General features: G+C 71.5%; 20 protein-coding genes. 7 read left to right on the top strand and 13 right to left on the bottom strand.

The window, feature by feature from the left end; genetic code table 11:
- Positions 1 to 15: 15 nt before the first annotated feature.
- Together pknB and ABFX81_RS26520 are read left to right on the top strand one after the other, a co-directional pair.
- Complete coding sequence (gene pknB, locus ABFX81_RS26525) at positions 16 to 1,950, top strand: Stk1 family PASTA domain-containing Ser/Thr kinase (RefSeq protein ID WP_346138769.1); 1,935 nt, start codon at positions 16 to 18, stop codon at positions 1,948 to 1,950.
- Between the two features lie 58 nt (positions 1,951 to 2,008).
- Complete coding sequence (locus ABFX81_RS26520) at positions 2,009 to 2,887, top strand: deoxyribonuclease IV (protein ID WP_086855268.1); 879 nt, start codon at positions 2,009 to 2,011, stop codon at positions 2,885 to 2,887.
- A gap of 5 nt (positions 2,888 to 2,892) precedes the next feature.
- Here the strand turns inward: ABFX81_RS26520 and ABFX81_RS26515 are convergent, their stop codons facing one another.
- Positions 2,893 to 3,543 (bottom strand): molybdopterin-dependent oxidoreductase, encoded by a 651-nt coding sequence (locus ABFX81_RS26515; protein WP_086855269.1) that lies wholly within the window; start codon positions 3,541 to 3,543, stop codon positions 2,893 to 2,895.
- A 174-nt stretch (positions 3,544 to 3,717) separates the two neighbouring features.
- Here ABFX81_RS26515 and bfr point away from each other — a divergent pair, with 174 nt between their 5' ends.
- Positions 3,718 to 4,194 (top strand): bacterioferritin, encoded by a 477-nt coding sequence (bfr, locus tag ABFX81_RS26510; protein WP_086855270.1) that lies wholly within the window; start codon positions 3,718 to 3,720, stop codon positions 4,192 to 4,194.
- Positions 4,195 to 4,204: 10 nt separating this feature from the next.
- Here bfr and ABFX81_RS26505 read toward each other — a convergent pair whose 3' ends face one another.
- Together ABFX81_RS26505 and ABFX81_RS26500 are read right to left on the bottom strand one after the other, a co-directional pair.
- Positions 4,205 to 4,438, bottom strand: coding sequence for a (2Fe-2S)-binding protein (locus tag ABFX81_RS26505; RefSeq protein WP_086855271.1), 234 nt, complete (start codon positions 4,436 to 4,438; stop codon positions 4,205 to 4,207).
- Between the two features lie 149 nt (positions 4,439 to 4,587).
- Entirely contained in the window at positions 4,588 to 5,940 is a 1,353-nt protein-coding gene (locus ABFX81_RS26500) for a class II 3-deoxy-7-phosphoheptulonate synthase (protein ID WP_086601386.1), read from the bottom strand.
- A 96-nt stretch (positions 5,941 to 6,036) separates the two neighbouring features.
- Here ABFX81_RS26500 and ABFX81_RS42240 point away from each other — a divergent pair, with 96 nt between their 5' ends.
- The gene (locus ABFX81_RS42240) at positions 6,037 to 6,093 is read left to right on the top strand and encodes a trp operon leader peptide (protein WP_078602827.1); all 57 of its coding nucleotides are present in this window, start codon (positions 6,037 to 6,039) and stop codon (positions 6,091 to 6,093) included.
- A 114-nt stretch (positions 6,094 to 6,207) separates the two neighbouring features.
- A complete protein-coding gene (locus ABFX81_RS26495; RefSeq protein ID WP_346138768.1) occupies positions 6,208 to 8,127 on the top strand; it encodes an anthranilate synthase family protein in 1,920 nt (639 codons plus the stop codon).
- A 53-nt stretch (positions 8,128 to 8,180) separates the two neighbouring features.
- Here ABFX81_RS26495 and ABFX81_RS26490 read toward each other — a convergent pair whose 3' ends face one another.
- From ABFX81_RS26490 to ABFX81_RS26475, 4 genes are read right to left on the bottom strand one after another with little or no spacing between them, the layout of a single operon-like run.
- Positions 8,181 to 9,209, bottom strand: coding sequence for an ATP-dependent 6-phosphofructokinase (locus ABFX81_RS26490; protein WP_086845335.1), 1,029 nt, complete (start codon positions 9,207 to 9,209; stop codon positions 8,181 to 8,183).
- A 53-nt stretch (positions 9,210 to 9,262) separates the two neighbouring features.
- On the bottom strand, positions 9,263 to 9,952 hold the full coding sequence (locus tag ABFX81_RS26485; protein WP_086845333.1) for a response regulator: 690 nt from the start codon (positions 9,950 to 9,952) through the stop codon (positions 9,263 to 9,265).
- Positions 9,949 to 11,175 carry a MacS family sensor histidine kinase gene (gene macS / locus ABFX81_RS26480; protein ID WP_086845339.1) on the bottom strand — a complete coding sequence of 409 codons (1,227 nt, stop codon included), beginning with the start codon at positions 11,173 to 11,175 and terminating at the stop codon, positions 9,949 to 9,951. The genes ABFX81_RS26485 and macS overlap by 4 nt, the downstream gene beginning before the upstream one ends.
- A gap of 59 nt (positions 11,176 to 11,234) precedes the next feature.
- Positions 11,235 to 12,011, bottom strand: coding sequence for a 1-acyl-sn-glycerol-3-phosphate acyltransferase (locus ABFX81_RS26475; protein ID WP_086845337.1), 777 nt, complete (start codon positions 12,009 to 12,011; stop codon positions 11,235 to 11,237).
- Between the two features lie 202 nt (positions 12,012 to 12,213).
- On the opposite strand from ABFX81_RS26475, the gene ABFX81_RS26470 reads away from it, so the two are divergent.
- Both ABFX81_RS26470 and ABFX81_RS26465 read left to right on the top strand, forming a co-directional pair.
- On the top strand, positions 12,214 to 13,011 hold the full coding sequence (locus ABFX81_RS26470; RefSeq protein ID WP_086845331.1) for an alpha/beta hydrolase: 798 nt from the start codon (positions 12,214 to 12,216) through the stop codon (positions 13,009 to 13,011).
- Complete coding sequence (locus ABFX81_RS26465; protein ID WP_346138767.1) at positions 13,004 to 13,645, top strand: hypothetical protein; 642 nt, start codon at positions 13,004 to 13,006, stop codon at positions 13,643 to 13,645. The genes ABFX81_RS26470 and ABFX81_RS26465 overlap by 8 nt, the downstream gene beginning before the upstream one ends.
- Here ABFX81_RS26465 and ABFX81_RS26460 read toward each other — a convergent pair.
- From ABFX81_RS26460 to ABFX81_RS26435, 6 genes are all read right to left on the bottom strand, one after another.
- A complete protein-coding gene (locus ABFX81_RS26460) occupies positions 13,642 to 14,397 on the bottom strand; it encodes an endonuclease/exonuclease/phosphatase family protein (protein WP_086845330.1) in 756 nt (251 codons plus the stop codon). The two genes, ABFX81_RS26465 and ABFX81_RS26460, sit on opposite strands and share 4 nt — an antisense overlap.
- 110 nt (positions 14,398 to 14,507) lie before the next feature.
- Positions 14,508 to 15,461 (bottom strand): ROK family glucokinase, encoded by a 954-nt coding sequence (locus ABFX81_RS26455; protein ID WP_020272969.1) that lies wholly within the window; start codon positions 15,459 to 15,461, stop codon positions 14,508 to 14,510.
- 133 nt (positions 15,462 to 15,594) lie between these two features.
- A complete protein-coding gene (locus tag ABFX81_RS26450) occupies positions 15,595 to 16,095 on the bottom strand; it encodes a DUF5304 family protein (protein ID WP_086845328.1) in 501 nt (166 codons plus the stop codon).
- Between the two features lie 44 nt (positions 16,096 to 16,139).
- The gene (locus ABFX81_RS26445) at positions 16,140 to 17,315 is read right to left on the bottom strand and encodes an ArsA-related P-loop ATPase (protein ID WP_086845326.1); all 1,176 of its coding nucleotides are present in this window, start codon (positions 17,313 to 17,315) and stop codon (positions 16,140 to 16,142) included.
- A gap of 250 nt (positions 17,316 to 17,565) precedes the next feature.
- Entirely contained in the window at positions 17,566 to 18,006 is a 441-nt protein-coding gene (locus ABFX81_RS26440) for an SRPBCC family protein (protein WP_059423277.1), read from the bottom strand.
- 111 nt (positions 18,007 to 18,117) lie between these two features.
- Positions 18,118 to 18,915: a metallophosphoesterase gene (locus ABFX81_RS26435; protein WP_086845324.1), complete on the bottom strand. Its 798-nt coding sequence runs from the start codon at positions 18,913 to 18,915 to the stop codon at positions 18,118 to 18,120.
- Between the last annotated feature and the right edge of the window lie 6 nt (positions 18,916 to 18,921).

Here is an 18,921-nt window from a genome sequence, read left to right as displayed (position 1 = left end):
CGTACACTCGCCTGCGTGGACACGACCCTTCAGGACCCCTTGGTCGGGCAGGTGCTCGACGGCCGGTATCGCGTCGACGCGCGGATCGCGGTCGGCGGGATGGCCACGGTCTACCGGGCCGTGGACACCCGGCTCGACCGGGTCCTCGCGCTCAAGGTGATGCACCCCTCGCTCGCGGTCGACGGCTCGTTCGTCGAGCGGTTCATCCGCGAGGCGAAGTCGGTCGCCCGGCTGGCCCACCCGAACGTGGTGCAGGTCTTCGACCAGGGCACCGACGGCAGTTACGTCTACCTCGCCATGGAGTACGTCGCGGGCTGCACCCTGCGGGACGTGCTGCGCGAGCGCGGGGCCCTTCAGCCGCGCGCCGCCCTGGACATCCTGGAGCCGGTGCTGGCCGCGCTGGGCGCCGCGCACCGCGCCGGGTTCGTGCACCGGGACATGAAGCCCGAGAACGTCCTGATAGGGGACGACGGCCGGGTCAAGGTCGCCGACTTCGGGCTCGTCCGGGCCGTGGACACGGTGACGAACACCACCGGCACCGTGCTCGGCACGGTCGCGTACCTCGCCCCCGAGCAGATAGAGAACGGCACCGCCGACCCCCGCGTCGACGTGTACGCGTGCGGCGTGATGCTGTACGAGATGCTGACCGGCGACAAGCCACACGACGGCGACTCCCCGGCCGTGATCCTCTACAAGCACCTGCACGAGGACGTCCCGCCGCCCTCGGCCGCCGTGCCCGGCCTGGCGTACGAGCTGGACGAGATGGTGGCATCGGCTACCGCCCGCACTCCGGAGATCCGCCCGCACGACGCGGTGGCGCTGCTCGCGCAGGTCCGTGACGGCCGCGGCCGGCTGACCGTGGAGCAGCTGGACGCGGTGCCGCCGCAGGCGCTCGCCGCGGACCACGACAACACCGACGACCGTACGAGCGTGATCCCGCGCGCGCTGACGACGCCGCGCCCGCTGCCCGTCAACGAGGACGAGGAGGGCTCCGCGGCCCCGCTCAACCGCACCAGCCGCTTCCAGTCCCCGCAGCCTCCGCCGTCCCGGCGCCGCTCGGGGTCCCGGCGCGGCCCGATGGCGATCGTCGTCGCCGTCCTGCTCGTGCTCGGTCTCGGCACCGGCATCTGGTACATCAACTCGGGCCAGTTCACCGAGGTGCCCCCGCTGCTGGCGAAGACCCAGGCGCAGGCCGAGGACCGGCTGGCGGACGCGGGGCTGGAGCTCGGCAAGGTCGAGCACGCCTACAGCGACACCGTGGAGCGCGGCACGGTCATCAGCAGCGACCCGAAGGCCGGGACGCGCATCCGCGGCAACGACTCGGTGTCCGTCACCATCTCCGACGGCCCCCGGGACGTGCGGGTGCCCGCCCTGGAGGGCCAGCGGCTGGACAAGGCGCGGTCCCTGCTGAAGCAGGACGGGCTGGAGCCGGGCATGGTCACCCGGGAGTTCAGCGAGGACGTACCCAAGGGCTCGGTGATCTCCGCACGACCGGCGGACGGCACGAAGGTGCGCGCGGGCACGGCCGTGGCGCTCGTCGTCAGCAAGGGCAGCCCCATCGACATCCCCGACGTCACCGGCTCGGACCTGGCCGACGCGCGGTCGGAACTGGAGGACGCCGGCCTCGAGGTGAAGGTCGCCGCCGAGCGGGTCACCTCCTCCGAGTTCGACAAGGGCCAGGTCGCCGAGCAGAGCCCGAGCCCGGGCGGCCGGGCGGCCGAGGGCGACACGGTGACGCTGACGGTCTCCAAGGGGCCCGAGATGATCGAGGTCCCGGACGTGGTCGGCGCCAGTGTCGACGACGCCACGCGGGAGCTGGAGAGCGCCGGGTTCCAGGTCGAGGAGGACCGCGGCCTGCTAGGCCTGTTCGGCGACACGGTGAAGGACCAGTCCGTGAAGGGCGGCGAGACCGCGCCCAAGGGCTCGACGATCACGATCGAGATCAGGTGAGGGGGCGGGCGGGGAGCCCCTGGACGGGACAGGACCGGACGCATGACACCCTGAACGGGTGAACAATCAGCTGTCCGGCCCCTCCCGCAATCCCGTGGGCGGCCACGTCCCCGTGGCCGGTGGGCTCCACTCCGTCGGCCTGTCCTACGCCCGTGACCTGAAGGCCGAGACCGTCCAGGTCTTCGTCGCCAACCCGCGCGGCTGGGCCACTCCGGCCGGCAATCCGAAGCAGGACGAGGCGTTCCGCGCCGCGTGCGAGGCCGAGTCGATCCCGGCGTACGTCCACGCCCCCTACCTGATCAACTTCGGCTCGCACACCGAGGCGACCGTGGAGCGGTCGGTGGAGTCGCTGCGGCACTCTCTGCGCCGCGGGCGGGCGATCGGGGCGCTGGGCGTGGTCGTGCACACGGGCAGCGCGACCGGCGGCCGGGAGCGGTCCGTGGCGCTGAAGCAGGTGCGGGAGCATCTGCTGCCACTGCTCGACGAGCTGACCCACGACGACGATCCGTATCTGCTGCTGGAGTCGACCGCCGGCCAGGGCGCCTCCCTGTGCTCGCGGACGTGGGACTTCGGCCCGTACTTCGAGGCGCTGGACGCCCACCCGAAGCTGGGCGTGTGCCTGGACACCTGCCATGTCTTCGCCGCCGGGCACGACCTGACCGGGCCCAGCGGCATGCACCAGACGCTGGACCTGCTGGTGGACACGGTCGGCGAGGGCCGGCTGAAGCTGATCCACGCCAACGACTCCAAGGACGTGGTGGGCGCGCACAAGGACCGGCACGAGAACATCGGTGTGGGCCACATCGGCGAGGACCCGTTCCGGGCCCTGATGACGCACCCCGCGACCGAGGGTGTGCCGCTGATCATCGAAACGCCGGGCGGCAAGGAAGGGCACGCGGCGGACGTGGAGCGGCTGAAGAAACTGCGCGACTGCTGAAAGCCTCAGAGGCCGGGGCCGTCCCCGGGCTCCTCCTGGTACGAGTAGCGCTGCTCCCGCCAGGGGTCGCCGACGTTGTGGTAGCCGCGCTCCTCCCAGAAACCACGCCGGTCGGCGGTCATGTACTCCACGCCCCGCACCCACTTGGGGCCCTTCCAGGCGTACAGGTGGGGCACGATCAGGCGCACCGGGAAGCCGTGCTCGGCGGTGAGCAGCTCGCCGTCCTTGTGGGTGGCGAACAGGACGTGCTCGGAGGCGAAGTCGGACAGCCGGAGGTTGGAGCTGAATCCGTACTCGGCCCACACCATCACATGGGTGACGTCGTCCGCGGGCGGCGCGATGTCGAGGATCGTGCGCGCGGGGATGCCGCCCCACTCGGCGCCCAGCATGCTGAACTTCGTGACGCAGTGCAGATCGGCCACGACGGTGGTGTAGGGCAGGGCCGTGAACTCCTCGTGGGTCCAGCAGTTCTTGCCGCCGTCCGCCGTGGCGCCGAAGACCCTGAACTCCCAGCGCTCGGGCCGGAATTTGGGAACGGGCCCGTAGTGAGTGACCGGCCAGCCGCGCTGCACCCGCTGTCCCGGCGGAAGCCCGGGCTGCGTCGCTCCTGCCGGATCACGCCCTTCTCCCGATTCGTGTCCCACCGGCTGACCCATGACTCCATCCTGACAGACCCCGCGTGATGCCCCTGACCGGGGCCACCCCAAAAAGGGCAATGAGAACTAAGCATGCCCTTACTTAGTAAGTGAAGACTTACTGGACGATCTTCGTCACCGGTGGAATCATGCGGCGCAACCTGCCAGTTCCCCCGCGTGGAAGGAGCCTCTGCGATGCAGGGCGACCCCGAGGTTCTCGAATTCCTGAACGAGCAGTTGACCGGCGAGCTGACGGCGATCAACCAGTACTGGCTGCACTACCGGATCCAGGACAACAAGGGCTGGACCAAGCTCGCCAAGTACACGCGTGAAGAATCCATCGACGAGATGAAGCACGCGGACAAGATCACCGAACGCATTCTCATGCTGGACGGCCTGCCCAACTACCAGCGGCTCTTCCACGTACGGGTCGGCCAGACGGTCACCGAGATGTTCCAGGCCGACCGCCAGGTCGAGGTCGAGGCGATCGACCGCCTCAAGCGCGGTATCGAGGTGATGCGCAGCAAGGGCGACATCACGTCCGCGAACCTCTTCGAGTCGATCCTGGAGGACGAGGAGCACCACATCGACTACCTGGACACGCAACTGGAGCTCATCGACAAGCTCGGCGAGGCGCTGTACCTCGCGCAGCAGATCGAGCAGCCGAGCTAGGGTCGGGCCCCTAGGCGGCGTCCTCCAGCTCCGCGAGCACCGGCTGCCCCTGGTCGGCCAGGTCACGGCGAGGGCACGCACCCCTGCCCAGGATTGCCTGGATGCGGCGTACGCACGACCCGCAGTCCGTGCCCGCCTTGCAGGCGGAGGCTATCTGCCGAGGGGTGCAGGCGCCGCCGTCCGCGTGCTTCTTGACCTGCTGCTCGGTGATCCCGAAGCAACTGCACACGTACACGCGGTCCACCTCCCGACAGGTCGTTCCATGGCGCCGTCCCCGTTGATCGGTGAGGCTAACCTAACCTTACCCGCCGGGTCGGAGACGCAAAAGTCGACTGGGGCGCGGATCGTATGTGATCCGCGCCCCAGTCGTTGTCGGGGTAACAGGCGAAAACGCTACTGGTCCCTGTACATCTCGGCCACGAGGAACGCCAGGTCCAGCGACTGGCTGCGGTTGAGCCGCGGGTCGCAAGCCGTCTCGTAGCGCTGGTGCAGATCGTCGACGAAGATCTCGTCGCCGCCGCCGACGCACTCGGTGACGTCGTCGCCGGTCAGCTCCACGTGGATGCCGCCCGGGTGGGTCCCGAGGGCCTTGTGGACCTCGAAGAAGCCCTTGACCTCGTCGAGCACGTCGTCGAAGCGGCGGGTCTTGTGCCCGGAGGCCGCCTCGAAGGTGTTGCCGTGCATCGGGTCGGTCACCCAGGCGACGGTGGCGCCCGAGGCGGTGACCTTCTCGACCAGCTCCGGAAGCTTGTCGCGGACCTTGTCGGCGCCCATGCGGACGATGAAGGTCAGCCGGCCCGGCTCCCGCTCCGGGTCGAGGCGCTCGATGTACTGCAGCGCGTCCTCGGCCGTGGTCGTCGGACCCAGCTTGATGCCGATCGGGTTGCGGATCCGCGAGGCGAACTCGACGTGCGCGTGGTCCAGCTGCCGGGTGCGCTCACCGATCCACACCATGTGCGCGGAGACGTCGTACAGCTGCCCGGTGCGCGAGTCGACCCGGGTCAGGGCGGACTCGTAGTCGAGCAGCAGCGCCTCGTGCGAGGAGTAGAACTCGACCGTCTTGAACTCCTCCGGGTCGGCCCCGCAGGCGTGCATGAAGTTCAGCGCGTTGTCGATCTCGCGCGCCAGCTGCTCGTAGCGCTGCCCCGACGGGGACGACTTCACGAAGTCCTGGTTCCAGGCGTGCACCTGGCGCAGGTCGGCGTAGCCGCCGGTGGTGAAGGCGCGCACCAGGTTCAGCGTGGAGGCCGAGGCGTGGTACATGCGCTTCAGCCGCTCGGGGTCCGGGATCCGGGCCTCTTCGGTGAAGTCGAAGCCGTTGACGGAGTCGCCCCGGTACGTCGGCAGCGTCACGCCGTCGCGGGTCTCGGTCGGCTTGGAGCGCGGCTTGGAGTACTGACCGGCGATCCGGCCGACCTTCACGACGGGCACGGACGCGGCGTACGTCAGCACGGCGCCCATCTGGAGCAGCGTCTTGAGCTTGTTGCGGATCTGGTCCGCGGACACCGCGTCGAAGGCCTCGGCGCAGTCGCCGCCCTGGAGGAGGAACGCCTCTCCCTTGGCGACGGCCGCCATCCGGGCGCGCAGCTGGTCGCACTCGCCCGCGAAGACGAGCGGCGGATACGACTCGAGGTCCGCAACGACTGCGCGCAGAGCCTCGGTGTCGGGGTACTCGGGCTGCTGCGCCGCGGGCAGGTCTCGCCAGGTGTTGCCAGCACTCGCGCTGGTCTTAGCGTTCACGGTCACGACCTCAACATTACGGGGTCGTGTCGGGCGTCCTGGCCCATGCCCAGCAATTGAGACACGGGGTACACGACTCGGACATGGGGTAGGGTGCCTGCCATGTTCGCGCACTCGATCCAGACCTGGTGGTGGACCGCTCATCCGGCGGCCCGCTGACTGCGCGTACGACAGACTTCGCGAAGGCCGCCCGAGGGGCGGCCTTCGGCGTTTCCCGGGGTCGTTCCTCTCCACCGAAATCCCACCGGATCCTCGGAGAAGGAGCACGGACCCATGAATCTGCTCGGCTTGCTGGACGACCCCCGCCCGTTCGCCCTGCTGCGCCGCCGCACCCCGGGCCACGACCACGACCTGATCGAGGTCCTCGTCGGCCCGGTCACCACGCACGACCGCCTCGCCGACCTCCCCGACGAGGGCCTGGCGCTCGTCCCCTTCCGGCAGATCCGCGAGCGCGGCTTCGACGTCCGCGACGACGGCACTCCGCTGACGGTGCTGACGCCCGAGGAGTCGTACGGCGTTCCGCTCACCGACGCCCTGGAGCAGCTCCCTGCGCACGACGTGCGTGTCGAGGGCGGCGGCTTCGACGTCGGTGACGAGGAGTACGGGGAGATCGTCGGGCGCGTGCTGCGGGAGGAGATCGGCCGGGGCGAGGGCGCGAACTTCGTGATCCGGCGGACGTACGAGGGCGAGATCCCCGGGTTCGGCCGGGCCGACGCGCTCGCGCTGTTCCGGCGGCTGCTGGAGGGCGAGCGGGGCGCGTACTGGACGTTCGTCGTGCACACCGGAAATCAAGAAGGGCCCGAAGGGCCTTCCTTGGAAGGGCGGGGGCGGGAGACGGGCGGGCGGACGCTGGTCGGGGCGAGCCCGGAGGTGCACGTCCGGATGTCCGGCGGCACGGTCGTCATGAACCCGATCAGCGGCACGTACCGCTACCCCGTCGGCGGGCCGACCCCCGGGCACCTGCTGGACTTCCTCGCCGACGGCAAGGAGATCGAGGAGCTGTCGATGGTCGTCGACGAGGAGCTCAAGATGATGTGCACCGTCGGCGACATGGGCGGGGTCGTCGTCGGACCCCGGCTGAAGGAGATGGCGCACCTCGCGCACACCGAGTACGAGCTGCGCGGGAAGTCCTCGCTGGACGTGCGGGAGGTGCTGAAGGAGACCATGTTCGCGGCGACCGTCACGGGCTCGCCGGTGCAGAACGCCTGCCGGGTCATCGAGCGGCACGAGGTCGGCGGGCGCGGGTACTACGCCGGGGCGCTGGCCCTCCTTGGCCGGGACTCGGGCGGTGCCCAGACCCTCGACTCCCCCATCCTCATCCGCACCGCCGACATCGACGGCGGCGGCAGGCTGCGGGTGCCGGTGGGCGCCACGCTGGTGCGCGGATCCGACCCGGCGGGCGAGGTCGCGGAGACGCACGCGAAGGCGGCGGGTGTGCTGACGGCGCTGGGCGTCCGGCCGGGACGGCCGCGCCAGGAGTCCGAACGGCCGCGACTGGCCGACGACCCACGCGTGCAGGCCGCGCTCGACGGGCGGCGGTCCTCCCTCGCGCCGTTCTGGCTGCGGATGCAGGAGCCGTCCGGGGAGCTCACCGGACACGCCCTGGTCGTCGACGGCGAGGACACCTTCACGGCGATGCTCGCCCATGTGCTGCGGTCGGGCGGGCTGGAGGTGACCGTCCGGAGGTACGACGAGGACGGGCTCCGCGAGGCGGTGCTCGCGCACGAGGGCCCGGTCGTCCTGGGCCCGGGCCCCGGTGATCCCTCAGACCTCACCGACCCCAAGATGCGCATCCTGCGGCACCTCACCGCCGAGGTCGTCCGTGACCACCCGCACGGCGTGCTCGGCGTCTGCCTCGGGCACGAGCTGATCGCGGCCGAGCTGGGGCTGGAGATCGTACGGAAGGAAGTGCCGTACCAGGGGGCGCAGACGACGATCGACCTGTTCGGGCGGCCGGAGACGGTCGGTTTCTACAACAGCTTCGTGGCGCGCTGCGACGAAGCGGCCCGTCAGGAGCTGGCCGCGCACGGCGTGGAGGTCAGCCGCGCCGCGAACGGGGAGGTGCACGCGTTGCGGGGGCCCGGATTCGCGGGGGTGCAGTTCCACCCGGAGTCCGTGCTCACGCTCAACGGCGCGGCGGTCGTGCGGGACCTGGTGGGGCAGCTGCGGGGCACGAGCACGCCCACGGTGTAGCACGGGGCCGGTCGGGCCGCCCGGCCCGACCGGCGTCCGAGCCGGACGGTCCGTCAGCCGAAGAACACCCCGACCTCCTCGTACAGCTGCGGGTCCACCGTCTTCAGGCTGGCCGTCGCGTCCGCTATGGGGACGCGGACGATGTCCGTGCCGCGCAGGGCGACCATCGTGCCGAAGTCGCCGTCGCGGACGCATTCGATGGCGTGCAGGCCGAAACGGGTGGCGAGCCAGCGGTCGAAGGCGCTGGGGGTGCCGCCGCGCTGGACGTGGCCCAGGACCGTCGTGCGGGCCTCCTTGCCCGTGCGCTTCTCGATCTCCTTGGCGAGCCACTCGCCGACCCCCGACAGGCGGACGTGCCCGAAGGAGTCCAGCGACTGGTCCTTGAGGACCATGTCGCCGTCCTTGGGCATGGCCCCTTCCGCGACGACGACGATCGGCGCGTACGACGCCCGGAAGCGGGAGGTCACCCAGGCGCACACCTGCTCGACGTCGAAGCGCTGCTCGGGAATGAGGATGACGTTCGCGCCGCCGGCCAGGCCCGAGTGGAGGGCGATCCAGCCGGCGTGCCGGCCCATGACCTCGCAGACCAGGACCCGCATGTGGGACTCGGCGGTCGTGTGCAGCCGGTCGATGGCCTCGGTGGCGATGCCGACCGCGGTGTCGAAGCCGAAGGTGTAGTCGGTGGCGGACAGGTCGTTGTCGATCGTCTTCGGCACGCCCACACAGGGCACGTCGTACTCGCCGGACAGCCGGGCGGCCACGCCCAGGGTGTCCTCGCCGCCGATGACGATGAGCGCCTCGACCTCCAGCTCGGCGAGGTTCTCCTTGATACGGCGGATGCCGTTCCGCTCCTTCAGCGGGTTGGTCCGCGAGGAGCCGAGGATGGTGCCGCCGCGGGGCAGGATGCCGCGCACGGCGGGGATGTCGAGACGGACGGTGTCGTTCTCCAAGGGCCCTCGCCAGCCGTCCCGGAAGCCGGTGAAGTCGTAGCCGTACTCCTGCACGCCCTTGCGGACGATGGCCCGGATGACGGCGTTGAGTCCGGGGCAGTCGCCGCCTCCGGTCAGTACTCCGACGCGCATGGAACAGTCCCTTCGCCGCAGGTGCCTGACGAAGGGTCAGTGTGACGTGCGCCTCACTCGTCGTCGAGGCCGCGCTCGATCGCGTACCGCACGAGCTCCACACGGTTGTGCAACTGGAGCTTGCCGAGGGTGTTCTGGACGTGGTTCTGCACCGTGCGGTGGGAGATGACCAGGCGCTCGGCGATCTGCTTGTAGCTCAGGCCCTTGGCGACGAGGCGCAGGACCTCGGTCTCGCGGTCGGTGAGCCGGGGCGCCTTCGGTTCGTCGGTGTCCTGGGCGGGGGCGGGTTCGGAGGCCAGGCGGCGGTACTCGCCGAGGACCAGCCCGGCGAGGCCGGGGGTGAAGACCGGGTCGCCGACGGCCGTGCGGCGGACCGCGTCCTGGAGTTCCTCGGTGGAGGCCGACTTCAGCAGATAGCCGGTCGCGCCGGACTTCACCGCCTCCAGGACGTCGGCGTGCTCCCCGCTCGCGGACAGCACCAGGACGCGCAGCGCCGGGTCGGCGGCGACGACCTCCTTGCAGACCTGGACGCCGGGCTTGCCGGGCAGGTTCAGGTCGAGCACGAGCACCTCGGGTGCGGCGGCCTTGGCGCGGCGCACGGCCTGCTCGCCGTCGCCCGCGGTGGCCACCACCTCGAAGCCCGACTCGGCCAGGTCGCGGGCGACCGCGTCACGCCACATGGGGTGGTCGTCGACCACCATGACCTTGATCGGGTCCCGCCGGTCCTCCGTGGTCTCCGTCATCGCCGCTCCGCCTTCCCCCGTACGTTCGTCACGTCCTTCGGTACCTTCAACTCGACCTCCGTGCCCTGGCCCGGCACCGAGATCAGCTCCGCGCTGCCGCCGAGGTCGCGCAGCCGGCCGCGGATCGACAGGGCGACGCCGAGCCGCCCCTCGCCCTCGGCCTGGGCGAGCCGCCCCTCCGGGATGCCGGGTCCGTCGTCCCGTACGGTGACGATCACCTCGTCCGGCTCGTCCTCGACGAGGATCCACGCGCGCGCCTGCTCCCCGGCGTGCTTGCGGACGTTGTCCAGCGCCGCCCCGACGGCGGCGGCCACCTCCCGGGCGGCGACCGGCGCCAGCGGCACGGGCGCGCCGGGCTCGGCGAGGCTGACCTTGGCGCCGGCGTACGGCGCGAGCAGGGCGCGCAGGTCGACCGGGCCGCTCTCCTCCGGCTGCTCGTCGACGGCCCGGACGACGGCTCCCTCGGCGGCGTCCTCCGAGACCCGGGAGACGGGCACCAGTCCGCCGGAGACCAGGGTGCGCAGGGCGACCTCCTGCTCGCCGGCCATCCTGCCCAGCTCGGCCGCCTCACCGCCGATCACCGCGCCGCGCCGCTGCACCATCGCCAGCACCTGGAGCACGCTGTCGTGGATGTCCCGGGCGAGGCGCTCCCGCTCCCTCGTCGCGGCCTCGATCTCCAGGGCGCGGGCGAGGGTGCGCTCGGAGGCGCGGGCGACCTCGACGACGTAGCCGATGGCGACGGAGGCGATGCAGACCAGGATGACGTTGTGGACGGTGTCGCGGGCCGGGCTGCCGCGCTCGATCAGGTTGGCGACGGCCACGAGGCCGGAGGCGAGGGCCGCCCAGCGCCAGCCGCCCTTGATGGCGAAGGCGAGGACGGCACCGGCGGTCCATATCGACGGCAGTGTCGGGCCGCCCGCCTGGACCCGCTCGTGCGCGTCGGCGACGGGCGTGAGCAGGATGCCGGTGACGGCGACGGTGAGGTCGGCGGCGAGGAACCGCTTCGTGCAGCGGGCGGCGTTCGCGACCCGGGGCAGTGTGGTGAGAGTCCACACGCCCAGCACGGCGTAGTAGGCGACGGCCACCCAGGGCCGTGTGAACTCCTCGTAGGCGGTGGCGAACAGGCCGACCGCGTACAGCATCGTGAGCACCCGGTAGGCGGTCAGCGCACGCCACAGCGGCTGCTCGACCGACATCCTCAGGACTCGCTCGCGCTTGGCCATCTCCCCCACCCCCGGCAACGCGCCCCCGACCAGGGCTCCGTCCGCCTCTTCCCCGGCTCCTACCGCTCCGGCTTATCCTTGTCGGCCTGTTCCTTCTCCGCCTGTTCCTTCTCGGCCCGGGCGAGCGCGGCCTTCGCCGCCTTCTCGGCTTCCTTCTCCGCCTTCGCCGCCTCCGCGAGCTGCCGCTTCATGGCCGTCGCGTACATGTCGACGTACTCCTGGCCGGAGAGCTTCATGATCTCGTACATGACCTCGTCGGTCACCGCGCGCAGCACGAAGCGGTCGTGCTCCATGCCCTGGTAGCGGCTGAAGTCCAGGGGCTTGCCGATCCGGACGCCGGGGCGCATCAGCTTCGGCATGACCTTGCCGGGCGGCTGGATCTTCTCCGTGTCGATCATGGCGACGGGGATGACGGGCGCACCGGTCGCGAGCGCCACGCGCGCGAGGCCGCCCGGCTTGCCGCGGTAGAGCCGCCCGTCCGGCGAGCGCGTCCCCTCCGGGTAGATACCGAACAGCTCGCCGCGCTCCAGCACCTCGATGCCGCTCTTGATGGCGGCCTCACCCGCGCCGCGCGCACCGGAGCGGTCCACCGGCAGCTGCCCGACTCCCTTGAAGAAGGCGGCCGTCAGCCGGCCCTTCACCCCGGGCGTGGTGAAGTACTCGGCCTTCGCGATGAACGTGACCTTGCGGTCCAGGACCGCGGGCAGGAAGAACGAGTCCGAGAAGGAGAGGTGGTTGCTCGCCAGGATCGCGGGGCCGTCCGGGGGAACGTTCTCCAGGCCTTCCACCCATGGCCTGAAGGCGACCTTCAGCGGTCCCCCAACAGCGACCTTCATCGCGCCGTACAACAACCGAGTGCCTCCTGTATGTGTCGATCAGACCTTAACCCGGCGCGCTGTCAAAGGCGCCGACGGCCCTGGTCGGTGTCAGTGCCGTCGCGTACGGTGAAGGTCCCGCGAACGCCGTGCGACCCCTGCCATGACGTTCCGTGACATTCCGTGATCGTGTCAGTCCCTTCTCACGACCAGGAGGCCGAAGGTGCCGGTCCTTGCCGGAGCCGAGCCATTTCGCCACGAGGGCGGGGAGATCGCCGTACTCCTCTGCCACGGCTTCACCGGATCACCGCAGTCGCTGCGCCCCTGGGCGGAGCATCTCGCCGCACGCGGCCTGACCGTCTCGCTGCCGCTGCTGCCCGGGCACGGCACGCGCTGGGAAGACCTGCGGATGACCGGCTGGCAGGACTGGTACGCGGAGGTGGACCGCGAGCTGCGCCTGCTGTGCGAGCGCCGCGAGCAGGTGTTCGTGGCCGGTCTGTCCATGGGCGGCGCCCTGGCCCTGCGGCTGGCCGCGAAGCACGGCGACGCCGTCAGCGGTGTGGTGGTCGTCAACCCGGCGAACAAGGTGCACGGCCTGGCCGCGCACGCCCTGCCGGTGGTCCGCCACCTCGTCCCCGCGACGAAGGGCATCGCCAGCGACATCGCCAAGCCGGACAGCAGGGAGCTCGGCTACGACCGGGTGCCGCTGCACGCCGCGCACTCCCTGCGGCAGTTCTTCCGGATCGTCGACGGCGAGCTGCCGCAGGTCACCCAGCCGGTGCTGCTGCTGCGCAGCCCGCAGGACCATGTGGTGCCGCCCGCCGACTCGGCCCGTGTCCTCAGCCGCATCTCGTCGACCGACGTGAAAGAGGTCCTCCTGGAACAGAGCTACCACGTCGCCACGTTGGACCATGACGCGGACCGGATCTTCGCGGAGAGCACCGCGTTCATCGGCCGGCTCGCGTCCGGCCTCGGCAACGAGCCCGGTCTCGGCAAGGAAGGGACGACCGCAGGTGGCTGAGCACGACTCCGACCGCGAGGGCCGCGAGCCGGACGAGAAGGGCGTCCCGTTCGACGAGGATGCCGCCTGGGCGGCGATCGTCGCCGGGTACGGCGACGAGCCGCCGGACCCGCCGGGCGCCAAGCCGTTCAAGTCGATCGAGGACCTCGCGCTGCTGGAGTCTCCGACCAACGACGACCGGGTGGGCACGGCCGGGGACGCCGCGTCGGCCCCCGCGGAGGCCGGGAAGCCCGGCGAGCCGGACGGGCCGGAGCCGAAGGGCACCGGCGACAAGCCGGACAAGCCTGCCGGACCGCTGGGCGGCTCCGTCTCCTTCGCACCCGGCGTCGGCCCGCGCGACTACTCCGCGCCCGAGCCCACCGAGGACGACTTCGACGAGGACGACGAGGGGCATTTCGTGCCGCCGGAGCCGCCCCCGCTGCCGTCCGCCGACCCCACCGCGAAGTTCGCCTGGCTCGGCGTGCTGGGCGGGCCGGTGCTGCTCCTGCTCGCCGTGCTGCTCGGCTGGGAGATGACGTGGTGGCTGGCCACGCTTGGGATCGGAGGGTTCGTCGGCGGGTTCGCGACGCTGGTGATGCGGATGCGGACGGATGACGAGGAGGACGACGACCCCGGGCGGGGTGCGGTCGTCTAGGAAGCCGGCACTCTGAGGGCGGCCAGGACCGGAAGGTGGTCCGTGGCCGCCCTCAGGTCTGTCTCGGTCACCCCGGTCACCCCGGGCCCGCCGAGCGGCACGCCGCAGCCCAGCACCTCGATGCCCTCGGTCGCGAAGATCGCGTCGATGCGCTGGTAGGGGTCGGCGGGGGTCCAGGTGTGCTCGCCGCCCCAGGGGGACGCGGCCCGGCAGTCGGTCAGGGTGCCGGCCAGCCGGCGGAAGGCGGGGCCGTCGGGGCGTTCGTTCAGGTCGCCGCCGGCGATCATGTGCTCCACGCCCATGCCGGCGAGCCGGTCGAGGAGCATGCCGGCCTGGTCGTAGCGCTCGTCCTTCTGGAGCGACAGGTGACAGCTCAGGACGCCGAGGCGGGTGCCGGCGAAGCGGACGACGGCGGTGGCGAAGCCGCGGCGGTGCAGGCCGGGGGTGGGGGGCAGGAGGACGTCCTCCGTGCGTTCGACGCTCGCCCGGAGGGAGCTGAGGATCGCCGGGCCTGTGGTGGTGGCGCCCCCGGTGACCACCACGAGGTCGGATTCGCGGGCCAGACGGGCGAGTTTCTTGCGCCAGCGGAAGAAGCGGGGGGCTTCTTGGACGAGGACCAGGTCCGGTTCGCAGGCGCGGATGACACGGGCCAGGGCGTCGGTGTCGTCCCGCATCGAGCGGATGTTGTAGCTGAGGACCCTGATGACCGCGGAACCGTCTGGTTCTGTACGCGAGTTGGGGAGCAGCGACATGTGATCAATTTACGCCCAACAGCTCGGGGCGCGGGGGTTGTGCGCGAGTGCCGGTCATATGTGGCTGATCGCGCAGTTCCCCGCGCCCCTAAAAAGCAAAAGAAAGGCGTTTACATGATCGGGTCGGGTTCCCTCGCCAGGTCCGCTGCTCCCACCAGGCCGGCCTTGTTGCCCAGTTCCGCGGCGCGGACCTCGGCCACCGGGCGCCAGTTGCCGCCGACCAGCCAGCGCTTGTAGGACTTGCGGATCGGGCCCAGGACCAGTTCGCCCTCGTCGGAGAGGCCGCCGCCGACGATGAAGGCGGAGGGGTCGAAGAGGGAGGCGAGGTCGGCGAGGCCCGCGCCGACCCAGCGGGCCAGTTCGCGGTAGGAGTCGACGGCCACGCGGTCGCCCTGGCGGGCGGCCATGGAGATGTGCTTGCCCTCGATGCCGTCGGGCGTGCCGTTGCCGAGGCCGAGGAGGATCTCGGCGTTCTCGGGGGTGGCGTTGGCGCGCTGCTTGGCGTACCTCACGAGCGCCCGCCCCGACGCGTACTGCTCCCAGCAGCCCTGTGAGCCGCAGCCGCACAGCAGGCCGTCCGGCACCATGCGGATGTGGCCGAACTCGGCGGCCACGCCGAAGTGCCCGCGGCGCAGCTTGTTGCCGATGATGATGCCGCCGCCGAGGCCGGTGCCGAGCGTGATGCAGATGACGTTGCGGTGGCCCTTGCCGGCTCCGAACTTGTACTCGCCCCACGCCGCGGCGTTCGCGTCGTTCTCCACGACCACCGGGAGGCCCACGCGGGCCTCGACCTTCTCCTTGAGCGGCTCGTTGCGCCAGTGGATGTTGGGCGCGAAGTAGACCTCGGAACGCTGCCGGTTCACATATCCGGCCGCGCCGATGCCCACGCCGACGATGTCGTGCCCGACGCGTGCCCCTTCCACCGCCGAGGCGATGGCGTCCACGATGCCCTCAGGCGTGCCCGGGGTCGGCACCTTGTGGGTCGAGAGGATGTTGCCTTCCTCATCGACCACGCCGGCCGCGATCTTCGTGCCGCCGATGTCGACGCCGATGGTGAGTCCCATGAATCCCTCAGTTTCGGTCGAGCCCCGCTACGGCCAACGGTACCCGAGGCATGCCATCGGGTTCGCTGTCGTCCGCACGCTGGGCAGGGCCGGCGGCGGCACGCCGGTCGCGGCTCGTGAGAGGGCCGGGGGCTCAGTCCAGGTCGATGCGCTCCCCGGGGCCGCCGTCGTCGCCCCGGTCATGGCGTTCGTCCAGGTCCCGCGGGTCGATCCGGTCGTCGCGGCCGGTCCAGCGGCGCTCCTGGGCCTCGACGGCGGAGCGGTAGGCGGCGAGGAGTTCGTTCCCGGCGGCGGCCAGGTGGTCGAACACGTCCGGGTTGCGTTCGATGACGGGTTCCACGGCGGCCTTGGCCTGCTGGACGAACTGGCGGACGACCTGATCGGCGGCTGGTCCCGCGACCGCGCCGAACAGCGGGGACTGGATCCCCGACAGCTTGTCCGCGACGGCGTCGACCAGCTTTTTCAGTTCCTCGGCCGCCGAGCCCGGGTGCGGGCCGTACTCGGCGCGGCGGCGGGCCTTCTCCGCCTCGAGGTCCTCGGCGCACGCGGTCGCCCAGGCGTCGGGGTCGGTCGCCCGCGCCTCGTCCACGGCCTCTTCACGGGCGGCGTCGGACGGGGGGAGCTCTTCGCTCATGACGGACTCCTGACTACGGTTCGTCCCTACGACGTTACCCCCTCTCACCGCGTCCGCGGCCACAGCTCCGGGTCGGGTGCGAAACGGACGCGCAGCTCGCCCTCGCGCAGGGCGGCCCCGTCGACGGTGCAGCGGCGCAGCGCGGAGGGCAGCGGAACGATTCGGCGGAAAGGCCCCGCCGTGACGACCAGTTCGTCGCCGCGCCGGACGAGGTCCAGCTCCTCGCGTACGGCGCCGGGCAGCGGGATGTGCCAGACGAGCACACCCTCCTCGCCGAGCCGGTCGGTCACCGGCCACTCGACCGGTGGGGCGGGGGCGTCAAGGCCGACTCCGGGCACGGCGAGGTCGGCGAGGTCGTCGGCGCCGACCGGATCGCGTCCGAGATGGGCGACGGTCCGGACGTCGTACGACTCCCGCCACTCCTCCAGTGCCTTGCGCTGCTGGGCGACCGGGCCGGCCAGCCAGGTGTCCGGGGACGCCTCGGGCAGGACGCGGTTGGCGACCACGACGTCGGTGCGCAGGCCGCGCAGGGCGAGGCCGAGGCCGGCTGCGCGGAGGGCGTCGGCGCCGGCCGGGCCGGGCTCGGCGACCAGTCGTACGACGGTGTCGCGGTCGGCGACGACCGCCTCGACGGCGGCCAGCTCCAGGTCCCAGCGGGCAGCCGTCTCGTACAGCGCCTCGGCGGGCATGGGGACGCCTGCGAGCCGGCCCAGTACGGGGCGCAGGGCGCGGGCGGCCTGGCGTTCGGGCGGGAGCAGGCGGCGCAGGTAGCGGCGGAGCTCCTCGGGCAGGGCGAGGAGGGCGAGGGCCTGCGGGGTCGGCGGCAGGTCGACGACGAGCAGGTCGTACGACTCCGACAGCGCGGCGTCGCGCAGGGCACGCAGGAGGGCGAGTTCCTCGGCGCCGGGGAGGGGGGTGAGTTCCTCGGGGTCGAGGCGGGAGGCGCCGAGGAGGTCGAGGGCGGAGGAGGCGCGGTCCTGGAGGGCGGTGAGGTCCTGCCGGAAGTCCTGGGCGGGGTCGGGACGCCAGGCCGTGAGGCGGGGTGCGGCTTCGGCGGGTTCAGGGCCCGTCCTGGTCCCGAGGGCGGCACCGAGGGTGTCGGTGCGGTCGGCGCCGAGGAGGAGGGTGCGGGTGCCCTCCGCCGCCGCGGCCAGGGCGGTCGCGGCCGCGAGGGTGGTACGGCCGCTGCCGCCGGGGCCGGTGATCAGGATGGTGCGCATGGGGGTGAACGGTACCGGCCGCCGACGAGGTGCCCGGTGTTGCCGCTGAGGCCGGGTGGGTGCGCAACCCGGCGCTGCGGGGTGCCGCTGCGCCCACCCGTGCCGCCCTGGGGGTACCTCCCAGGCCCTTGAGGCACTGGGGGAGGCACGATTGCCCGCAACTGAGGCACCCTGGGGGCGCGGGGAACCGCGCGACCAGCCACGACGGGCCCGCACCCGGCACAGCGCGGGTACCGCTACGGAGCGACCCCTACTTGCCCGATTCCACGCGCTTCTTCAGACCCGCCAGCGCCCGGTCGATGATGACCTTCTCCGCCTTGCGCTTGATCATGCCGAGCATCGGGATCTTGACGTCCACGGTCAGCGCGTAGGTGACCTCCGTGCCACCCGCTCCCGCCGGCTTCAAGAGGTAGGTGCCGTCGAGGGAGCGGAGCATCTGGGACTTCACGAGGGTCCAGGACACCTCGTTCTCACCGGTCCACGTGTACGCGAGGACCTGGTCGTCCTTGATCGCACCCGCGTCCATGACGAGCCGGACCTGCTCGGCGCGGCCCTGCTCGTCGGTCTTGAGTACCTCGGCCTCCTTCACCTCGCCGGTCCAGTCCGGGTAGCGGGCGAAATCGGAGATGACCGCCATGACGTCGGCCGGGGCCGCCTCGATGGTGATGCTCGAGCTGGTGTGTTCCGCCATCTCCGTGGCTCCTCCAGATGCGGGCCGGTATGAGGTCGTCGTGCGCAAGCGTGTGCAGCGTGAAGGCTACCGCGCACGGGCCCCGCCGATCTCACCCGACCTGGGACGTCCTCACCATTCCAGCGCCCACGGTGTCCCGGTCCCCGCGAAGTGCCCCACGTTCACACACTCGGTTGCCCCGATCCGCATCCGCCGCACCAGCGGCTGGTGCACGTGTCCGAAGAGGGAGTAGCGGGGGCGGGTGCGGCGGATGGCGTCCAGCAGGGCCCGGCTGCCGCGCTCGAAGCGGCGCGCGACGGTGTCGTAGACCAGTTCGGGAACCTCGGGCGGGATGTGCGTGCACAGCACGTCGACCGCGCCGACGGCCTCTATCTTGGCCGCGTACTCCTCGTCGCTGATCTCGTACGGCGTCCGCATCGGCGTGCGCAGGCCGCCGCCGACGAAGCCGAAGACCCAGCCGCCTATCTCGACGCGCTCGCCGTCGAGGACGGTCGTGCCGGGGCCGGCGTACTCCTGCCACAGGGGCGGCATGTCGACATTGCCGTAGGTCGCGTACGTCGGAGTGGGGAACGCGGCGAACATCTCGGCGTACTGCTTGCGCACCGCCTTCTCGATCACCGACGCCCGGTCCGCGCCGACGCCGGCCCACAGCCGCGCCCCGAACTCCCGTGCCTCCTGGAAGCGGCGGGCGGTGCGCAGCGCGACGATGCGGTCGGCGTTCTCGACGCCGAACAGGTCCGGGAAGATGCCGCGCGAGTGGTCGGCGTAGTCGAGGAAGAGGACGAGGTCGCCCAGGCAGATCAGGGCGTCGGCGCCCTCGCCGGCCCTCGCCAGGTCACGGGCGTTGCCGTGCACGTCACTGACCACATGCACGCGCGTCCTGTGGTTTCCGGCTGGTGTGGGTGCCATGGCGAT

It is taken from the genome of Streptomyces coeruleofuscus (genome assembly GCF_039532725.1).
Classification (GTDB): domain Bacteria; phylum Actinomycetota; class Actinomycetes; order Streptomycetales; family Streptomycetaceae; genus Streptomyces; species Streptomyces coeruleofuscus.
This window is presented reverse-complemented; position numbering and strand designations above follow the sequence as displayed.